Below are 8,560 nucleotides of genomic sequence, written 5' to 3'. Positions count from 1 at the left end.
ACAAACCCATCGTCGAGCAAGTCATGCCAGATCTTAACCGCCCCATAGCGCTTCCCGCTATTCTCCCAGAAATGGGTGATCCTAGTCATTATGATGGCATCACGCTTTGCTCGATCCGATGCCTTCTTGGGATAACGATCAATCGACTTGCGGTGGTAATAGGTGGAAGGCGCGATCGGCAAAACATTGCAAATCACCTCGACGCCAAGATGATCACGGTGGTCATCTATAAACATGATCATCTCTTCCGTAGGCGGTCGAGGTCCGCCGCCGCGAAAAAAGCTGACGCCTTACGAAGGATATCATTCGCTTGACGAAGCTCACGGATTTCCCGCTGAAGTTCCTTCATCTGCGCCCGCTCTGACAACGTCAGACCCTCCCGATCTCCTGTCTCAATCGATTGTTTATTAACCCAGTCCCGAAGCGTTTCGGGGCTGCATCCTATCTTCTTCGAAATCGATCTGAAGCACTCAGATCGCGTCCGATAATCCGCTTCATTCTCAAGCACCAAGCGCACTGCGCGCGCCCGGACTTCTGTTGAAAAACGGTTTCCTGAATTTCCTTTGATCATGACTTATCTTCCAAGCTTTATGATCTCCGGTAAACCCGGTCTGGTTCAGCCCGAAGGCGAAGCCCTGCAAGTTTCAAAACCGGCCACGGAGGGGAAGTAAATGTTCGAGCTTTTCCTCATTCTATTTTTATCATGGATGTTTTCGACCACAGTATTGGTTGGGCTGTTGGCTATTGTGGCACTTGGCAACTTGGACAAAACGGGTTGTGACCAACCATCCAGAACCGTCCCCCACAACTAAGTGGTAAAGGTGGGGAGATGGAAGCGCGTGATTTGCGCGTCTCTGATTGATACCTCAGACACTCACAAATCACCCATCCCCACCTACGACGGGTGTTGGCCCATACATTGGTAACGCACGTTCATGAAACCATGATCCCAATCAACACCGAGGGCAGCAATGGGCAGAAAGTGTAGTTTGCAAAGTCAGAGGCTTGCGCCAAAGCGGTCATCGGTGCAACATGCAGCTAACGGCAAGTTAGAGCCCAAACAGACCAATGCTGCGCTTGGTGCTAATGTCGGCTATCGGTGATTACACCCGCCCTGACGCGGCGCCTGATTTCTGGCTGACCACAATCTAGATGTCAGTTTACTGCCTCGACAAGATCCTTCTTATTCTTTGTTATTCGGCCCACGAACTGCCGCACTACCTTCTCTCTCTGTTGAATTGGTCGAACCGGTCGAGGTGAAAAATCAGGAGACACAATCTCAGGGAAAAGTGCCGTGATCTCTCTTCGCGCAGCTTTGCTAACTGACTTTAGTGCCTCAGTACCTGTGAACATACTCTCTGTCGGCGCTCCGTTCGAGAATACAATTTCGTGGCGCTGCAGTAAGAAGTGATTGTAGGTCACGCTGCTGGCTGACTGGTCCACATCGATACCATCAAGGTCAACCAGCTTCTTGGCAGGTACCAAGATTTCATCAGTACCGAACATTCGCTGGGCCACAATCGATCGAATGAATACCCGATGTTGCGGCGACACGCTCAAATCGCTTTCTGGTAATCCTAAGCCAAGTGCGCCAGCCTTAATTCTAATTGGCTTCAAGTTGGGATGATCAGCTAAGTCGGTCGCTTCCAACTCACGTGAACCAATCCAACGGACTGGTTGGTAGCCATTGTCCATTGTTGCGACCTCGTCACCAACTTGCAAGTCTTCAACAGCGACTTGGCCATAGCGGGTAAGTATCATTGTTCCGTTGGTAAAACACACATAGGTTGGCAAATCCTCATAGTCGCTTGGTGGCGCCGAAAAGGTATCGAGTGTCGGCGCGTCAATGGTATCTCCGACGCTGACAGTCCCGGCAGTCACAAACATGTATTGTGTGCCCGAGAACTGCATCAGCGTAAATGTGACCGGTACCCCCCCAACAGTCCCATCATAAGATTCGAAAACCTGAAAGTTGGTCGAACCTGATAGCCCTGGAATTCCGCTTACATCAAACTGAGGCGTGCCGTTGGCGTCGGGATCTTCAATTGTCGCGTCATCGTCTATGATATCGACAGTGAAGGCTGCATCGACATCAACGCTCGCAGCGCCCAGAGGGTCACCGCTAATTTCATAAATGACGATTGTCGGCATGCCGCTTCCATTACGTGAGTTTGGAAAAAGGTGCCAGTAACAGACTAACCTCGTCAAGCCATGGTTTTATTGCACAGGTTTAAATCTCGCATAAGATGTGCGAAGCAGCCGTTCCTTCCGAATTGGGCAAGGTCTTCTTTGTCCCGCAGTGCAGAACCTAGCATATTTCCCGATGGATGTCCGCTTTTCGTTTTGAAAGAAGTTGGGCAATGACTGCTTCGGGCTACCGTCATACACATGCGCTCCCGGTTTTTTACCATCACCCAGTCTAGTCACATGCTTTTCCGGTTAGAACTGCCTGTCGGTTGATCGTTCCATGCCTGTCAGACCCCGTGCGTTTCCGGTGATGTTTTGGGCGCGCGTCGCCATCAGGTCGATTAATCCGCTGTTGCGCCGATCACCAAATGCCCGGGATTCAGACAGTTCCAGTGTATCTGATGTGACTTTGAACACCGATGACGCGATCCAGTCATCACCAGCGGCGTCAGACCACAGATCGATCAGTAGGTTGCCGTGTGGAATATCCTTCAAGATATCATGAGTGTCAGGATTAACATCCATGATGAAATCCTTCCCCTCTGCACAGGTATGAAAACGGATTGTAATGAACGCCTTAGTATCTTTGCCAACGTTTACGGCGCAGAACATTTCAGGATCAGGATATTGGTAGGGTGCATAAATTTGCATGAGAACCTCTTCGTTGCTTCGAGGTATTTAGGGATTTGTCTGCTTCGTCGGACGAAGTACTTGATGTGTGGGTGTCATACTCGATCATTGCCTGCTGCGCCGCCGGATGACGCAGATGGGGGGGGGGGCAAAAAGTCTTGTGCTAATTATATATCTATTAGGGGCCGACTTATTGACCCCACCTGTGACCTAAGGATCGGCAAAGGATATTCTGGCGGGGCGCAGCCCCGTCAGGGCATCTGGTAAACTATATTCATTTGCAAAAGGGACTATTACACACGTGGCCGTTCAGGCCGCGTTCAAGCACCTGATGGAAGGTTCGCTTGCGAACCTGTCCGTTAGGGGCTGCAAAGTTAAGATGTCAGATAGGCTGGATACCTGCCTGAACCGAAGAATGACGTACCCCCCAAACATCTATGCAATGTTGGTGATACTATGATTTCATGGTCGTACGGCGTCGCATGATTTTTGCGCAGGCCACGATTTCGACCAACAGCCTGATTCAGCCGGTCACGGTAGTGTTTCTGATAGATGTCTTCGATGCCGAACCGCTGTGCGATCACGTTGAGGCGTGCAAACTCGTCCTTTGATAGGAATGTCAGAACTGTGCTGATGTTCTTATTCTGCAGATCGTTACGACCACGAGCACTGATATGTGAGCTAACGCTGCTTTTGGAGCCTTGCACCATATCGGAAATAGCAAAGTCCATTCCATCTACCAGCCGGTCGTGAACCAGATCATCGATCTTATCCTTGCATGCACGTTTGTCGCGACGAAGCCGGATACAATCGGGTGATACAAACTCTTCATCATCCAATCGGTGAACCCGAATTTGCGGTATCCATTGGTTATTGGGCGTTTTGTTGATTCTGCTGGCAACTTGGGCAATCAGCTCTTCGGTCGTGGTGATCATCACCCGCGACTTCAGGTCCTTCCACCAACTTCGAGGTTTTACGTAGTAGCTGTCACCATGGGCTTTGATGTACATGGCGTCGTCTGAATTATTGACCCCGAATGGATGGGCGTGGAAATCCACAGTCATGATGTCATCAGACGTAAATCCCACGTCGATGATGTTGCATAGATCATCAAAGCGCGCCTTCTTCATCCTCTTGGTCCCGTGATCTTTAAACACCTGATAACGTTGTGATTGACTGGCTTTGCTCCAATGTTGACCGGTCTTAGTCTTGAGCAACTTCCGAAACTTATGGGCGGTTTTTACATCACGTTTACTCTCGATGTGCACGAGATCGGACAGTGATGCTTCGTCATGAACGATACGATACAGGTGGAATTGCGTGGCAAGCGCAACCCACTGGTCAGGATCGCGGATGTCACCGATATCGAAATCAGGATGTAACCATGCCTTGGAGAGAGATGGCTGATTGAACCCTTGGGCCATTTGATGGGTCGTGAAGATCAGGATTTTTGTGTTGTTGTGGAACCCATTGATGACAGTGCCACCGCCACCGGAGACATCCCACGCCGCGTTCTTCAAGCCAGTGATCGCAGAGAATACTTCTGGTTGTTGAGAGTGAACCGCCTCAAGCAAAGAACTGTAACCACGGTACAGGGCGTCTTCGCGCCGTATTGGTTCCACGTCGTTGGTTGCGCAATATTGTTTGTAGTGTTCAGAAAGTGATTGCAGCAAGACGGGCGCCGGAAGATCAACAAGGGCTTCACTGGTTTGCTTAGACCACCAGTCCTTATAGGCTTCAAAATGCTCGTGGGCTTGCGCATTGGATGATCCCGCAACCACCTGAAAGCCGTTACCGGGTGCAACCAACTTACCCCCAAAAAAGTTGCTGGCCATGTCATCAAGACGAAACTGACCCGCGTTCCGGATGGCTGCGGTTGTCTTTCCGCCACCTTCTGCGCTGACGATCATGTTGCGTGCATGCCGTTCAGACACCTGCCAAGCGACCACGGACATTGCCGAACGCACGTGCTTAGCGGCTGTACTGAGCAAATGTTTTGCAAAAAGCCGAACAGCAGGCGCGCGTGCGCGCCCTTTGCGATTGCCTAAACAGATGGTGCCCAACCCGTCCTTTGCATCGATCTCAGCCTGAAGTTCAATCAATAGCTCACCCATTGTCAGGGACGTGTCCGGCAGTTGCTTAAATTTCTCGCCAGCAGGTGCATCCCTCCCACACCATGACATTGTACGGTAGTCTTCAGACACGAGGGATCGCGGGTTCTGATCCGCTACACTGTTGTAGAACCAGACTGTTATTCCATTTGCTTCTTCAGTGATACTCGCTGGCTTGGGGTATTCGGTTCCCCATCCATCTTTTAGGTATTGGGTCAACGCAGGCAGTAGCTCACCCGCATCCAGCATCGCACTGCGATTGTCTGTTTGACGTTTCACACGCTGTACGGATGGTAAGTTGTTCGCATCATTCGCATCCAAGAAGTATCCCTTTGCACCCTTTGCGGATGTTTTTCGAATATTTTCTTCAAGAACGATCTGGGGAATAAGATCACCGGCCTTCAGTCCAAAGTGATTGTCGGCATCAGCTTCTCGCAATCCCCACGGCAGGCGACGCTTCTGGTGCAGCAGACGCATGTTGATATCAAACTCATCCGCGATACCGGTGACAGACCGCAAAACACTTTCCAAATGATACCAACGTTCGGTGTAGTAGTCCCAGATCAGGTCTGGGTTGATGTCGGCACGCCAATGATCGCGGATTTGTGCCGCCGGGCTTTTACCGTCCATTCGTGCCATGATCTCTGTTGTCCGTCTGTTCAGGTGAGATGAAGCAAAGATCAGATGAATGTGCAGTGATTTATTACCCGACCAGACGATGCAATAACCTCGATAATCCTTGAAGGACCGCGATAGGTGCAGATGCAACTTATCTAATGTCGTGAGACCATCCTCATCCCGTTCCCAGATCCATGTCATCTGAACTTGCAGGTCCGTCTTATCCGCCTCGAATGTGAATACCATGAAGGGGCTGACTCCGACCCTATCGCTGGGGCGTTGCCATTTGCCATCATCATATTGAAATGCTGGAATATGCATGATGTTGCTGAACAACGAATATGCCGTTTGTGCCATACCGTCCTGCGTCACCTGCAATGCAGCACGTTCACTAGCGTGATGGGAGAACCACACGAACTCTTCAAAGACAGCAAGTCCAAGGAGCGGATCGAATTGAAAGTTATGAAAGATGTCATCGTCCAGTTGGACGAAATGGTCGCCCGGCTGGATGTGCCGCTGACACCCAAGCAACGTGGTGACCTAACGATTGAGCTATACCTTCTGGAAACCAACGACCAAGACGCCGACGCCTTATCGGAACACACCGTCGATCTAAAGAAGTTCGAAGGCATGGTGCGGGCGTTGGGGAGGTAATTTACATGGGAGTGTTGCGTGTGATCTCAGATTTTGGACCAGTCCACATGGGGGTAATCCACTCTTACGATCTCGTCTCTTAGTTCGTTAACATCATACCCGTTGCCGTAGATGTCGAACGCATCGGTGTTGCTGCCTGTCCAGCCACCAAGTGCCTTGCCTATCTCGCGATCCACACGCCCCTTTCGCAAGGCATCACGGAAGTTGTGGCGGAATGAATGGAATTTGTGCTTCGGGCCATGTGCACCAATACCTTTGAGGTAACGGTTCACCTTCTTACTGAAGTTGGTTGAGTAGTAACCATCTGATCCACGGGTGATGTCACCGAACAACTTGGCATTCCGTGGTCGTTCACCATGGAAATCCAAGAGGCCAAACTTGATAAGACGGGGGTGCATAGGGACGAAACGGATCGAACTCCCCGTCTTCACCGACTTATCGTCATCGCCAGTGGTACTGATGTGGGTGACATCAAAACCCCAAACATTCTCTTCCAGCTTGATGTCCGCGACATCCAACTGGCAGATTTCATTCGACCGCATTCCGTTCCAGAGCGCGATCAGCGGCACCCAGAAGAGACTGCCGTTACGTTCTTGATCTTGATAGACTTGACTGCGAAAAATGACGTTTAGTTGATCGTTGGAGAACGCAGCCCGTTTGTCTTTCTTGCGTACTGGGTCGGCCACTTTGATCTCTGCATAGGCGGTCGGCATTCGATCCATCTTGCCTTTGCGGTGACACCAACCAAGAAAAGTCATCAGCCAGCGCAAATAGTTATTCACACCAGTGGGGGAGAGCTTGTTCAGGCCCTTTCGCTCGGCCAGTGCAGCCAACTCTTCAATTGTGTGCTTGCCTGCACCGGGTAACTTCATGAAGTTAGGTGGGAGCCTGGCGATCAGATCGCGCACCCGTTCGCAATCCGACTCGGTGATCTCATCAACAGGCGTGTCATCACCCAAGACTTGGAACACCACACCAAGATACCCTCTGATCGACTTCTTAGTCTTTACTGTCCGCAGCTTGTTAGGGTTGTTCAAGAACGCTTCCATCAATGCAGTGAGGCTCGGTGTCGGTTCTGGGGGCAAAGCAAGTTGATCACCAAGGGAAACATAGCTCTTTGGCCCACCAGTCACTGTATCGACATATTGTTGGTTGGGTGCATCATGCACAGCACGACCCGCCAGTTTTGCCAGTTCGTTCCTTTTGGCTTCGATGAAGGTGTCGGCACAGATTTCCAGCAACTGCTGAAACGCCACAGAACCTTCGGGCAACCTGATATCGTTCTCCTCCATAAGCTTATAAGCCATAATGCGGATATGCGGGGTGTCAGACCGTGCAAGACGCAGTCGGGCGATCACATCGTCTACGGTATCAGAACGCGCTTCTGTGAATGCCTTCAGGGTTTCGAAGTTGCTGGCTTTAAATTCGGCGATCAAATCAGCATTACCGCTTACATGGGTTGCATAAGCTTCACGCCCTAAGGCCAACTGTTGGTCAGCATTAAGTTCATGGAAGGTTTCTTTGATCGAACTGAGTCGGCGATACACCGCAGATATTTCACGGCGCTTCTTTTGGGTAGCAGCAGTAGCATGTTGCAGTGCTTCTGCACGATCTGATGTCCTCAAAGAAACCCAGTATTCTTTGCGTTTTAGGCGTTCCTGCATGGATTTAGGAACCTGAACACGGACATACCATTTGTTGCCGCGAAGGAAGATTTTGGGGACTGATACACGTGGATTCATAATGGCTACTGTAGCAGCCTATTGTAGCAATGCAAGTTGCACAAAACCTTGTTTTGCAGTAACATTCTGAAAAACAAGGATTAAAAGTGTGGGTGGCGGAGACGAAGGGATTCGAACCCTCGAGACCCTTCCGGGCCTACTCCCTTAGCAGGGGAGCGCCTTCGACCACTCGGCCACGTCTCCGTTGATCCGTATAAGTGCGTAAAGATAGAGAAACAAGGCCAAAAAAAACCACATGCGGAATTTTTTTTGGCATCCGAAATTTTATGTAACTCGACACAAATCCGAACTGATCTGCTGCGACATGTGCCGAGAAATGGGCAATTTTTGGGTGCACAATGTTGCAAATTTCCGACGCCTTAGGCTCAGGACTCATAACCAAAACAGCACGGTAGCTGCGAGCGCAATTGCGGACATAAATACGTTGGGGCCGCGATCATATCGAGTGGAGATCCGCCTCCAATCTTTGAGTTTACCAAACATACGCTCAATACGGTTGCGCCGTTTGTATCGACGCTTATCATATTTCACAGGTTTTTTGCGTGACTTTCGCCCTGGGATACAGGGCTTAATATCTTTATTCGACAATGCCTTACGGAACCAATCAGCATCATACCC

Annotated in this window: 7 protein-coding genes, 1 tRNA gene, 1 pseudogene and 1 other annotated feature; of the genes and pseudogenes, 1 reads left to right on the top strand and 8 read right to left on the bottom strand. The window is 50.4% G+C overall.

Features of this window, described 5'->3' with window-relative positions; genetic code table 11:
• From RJ38_RS03755 to RJ38_RS03735, 5 genes and pseudogenes are all read right to left on the bottom strand, one after another.
• Nucleotides 1-236 (bottom strand): annotated as a pseudogene (locus RJ38_RS03755) (IS3 family transposase); the annotation flags it as partial.
• Nucleotides 168-284, bottom strand: a sequence feature (AL1L pseudoknot). It overlaps the preceding pseudogene by 69 nt.
• Complete coding sequence (locus RJ38_RS19465) at nucleotides 239-571, bottom strand: transposase (RefSeq protein ID WP_039017537.1); 333 nt, start codon at nucleotides 569-571, stop codon at nucleotides 239-241. It overlaps the preceding feature by 46 nt.
• 584 nt (nucleotides 572-1,155) lie before the next feature.
• Nucleotides 1,156-2,151: a Hint domain-containing protein gene (locus RJ38_RS18000; RefSeq protein WP_052245179.1), complete on the bottom strand. Its 996-nt coding sequence runs from the start codon at nucleotides 2,149-2,151 to the stop codon at nucleotides 1,156-1,158.
• Between the two features lie 288 nt (nucleotides 2,152-2,439).
• Complete coding sequence (locus RJ38_RS03740) at nucleotides 2,440-2,838, bottom strand: hypothetical protein (RefSeq protein WP_039017565.1); 399 nt, start codon at nucleotides 2,836-2,838, stop codon at nucleotides 2,440-2,442.
• A gap of 353 nt (nucleotides 2,839-3,191) precedes the next feature.
• Nucleotides 3,192-5,903: a hypothetical protein gene (locus RJ38_RS03735; RefSeq protein ID WP_039017564.1), complete on the bottom strand. Its 2,712-nt coding sequence runs from the start codon at nucleotides 5,901-5,903 to the stop codon at nucleotides 3,192-3,194.
• Nucleotides 5,904-5,945: 42 nt separating this feature from the next.
• On the opposite strand from RJ38_RS03735, the gene RJ38_RS03730 reads away from it, so the two are divergent.
• Complete coding sequence (locus RJ38_RS03730) at nucleotides 5,946-6,200, top strand: hypothetical protein (RefSeq protein ID WP_039017563.1); 255 nt, start codon at nucleotides 5,946-5,948, stop codon at nucleotides 6,198-6,200.
• Nucleotides 6,201-6,226: 26 nt separating this feature from the next.
• Here RJ38_RS03730 and RJ38_RS03725 read toward each other — a convergent pair whose 3' ends face one another.
• The 3 genes from RJ38_RS03725 to RJ38_RS03715 form a co-directional block, all read right to left on the bottom strand.
• Nucleotides 6,227-7,942 (bottom strand): site-specific integrase, encoded by a 1,716-nt coding sequence (locus RJ38_RS03725; protein WP_082005619.1) that lies wholly within the window; start codon nucleotides 7,940-7,942, stop codon nucleotides 6,227-6,229.
• Between the two features lie 93 nt (nucleotides 7,943-8,035).
• Nucleotides 8,036-8,125 (bottom strand) — tRNA-Ser (locus RJ38_RS03720).
• Nucleotides 8,126-8,314: 189 nt separating this feature from the next.
• A partial coding sequence (locus tag RJ38_RS03715; protein ID WP_039017561.1) for an IS5/IS1182 family transposase occupies nucleotides 8,315-8,560 on the bottom strand: 246 nt, incomplete at its 5' end.

This window comes from Halocynthiibacter namhaensis, from assembly GCF_000812685.1.
Lineage (GTDB): Bacteria > Pseudomonadota > Alphaproteobacteria > Rhodobacterales > Rhodobacteraceae > Halocynthiibacter > Halocynthiibacter namhaensis.
Note: the sequence above shows the minus strand (reverse complement) of the source record. Positions and strands in the feature narration are given on the sequence as shown.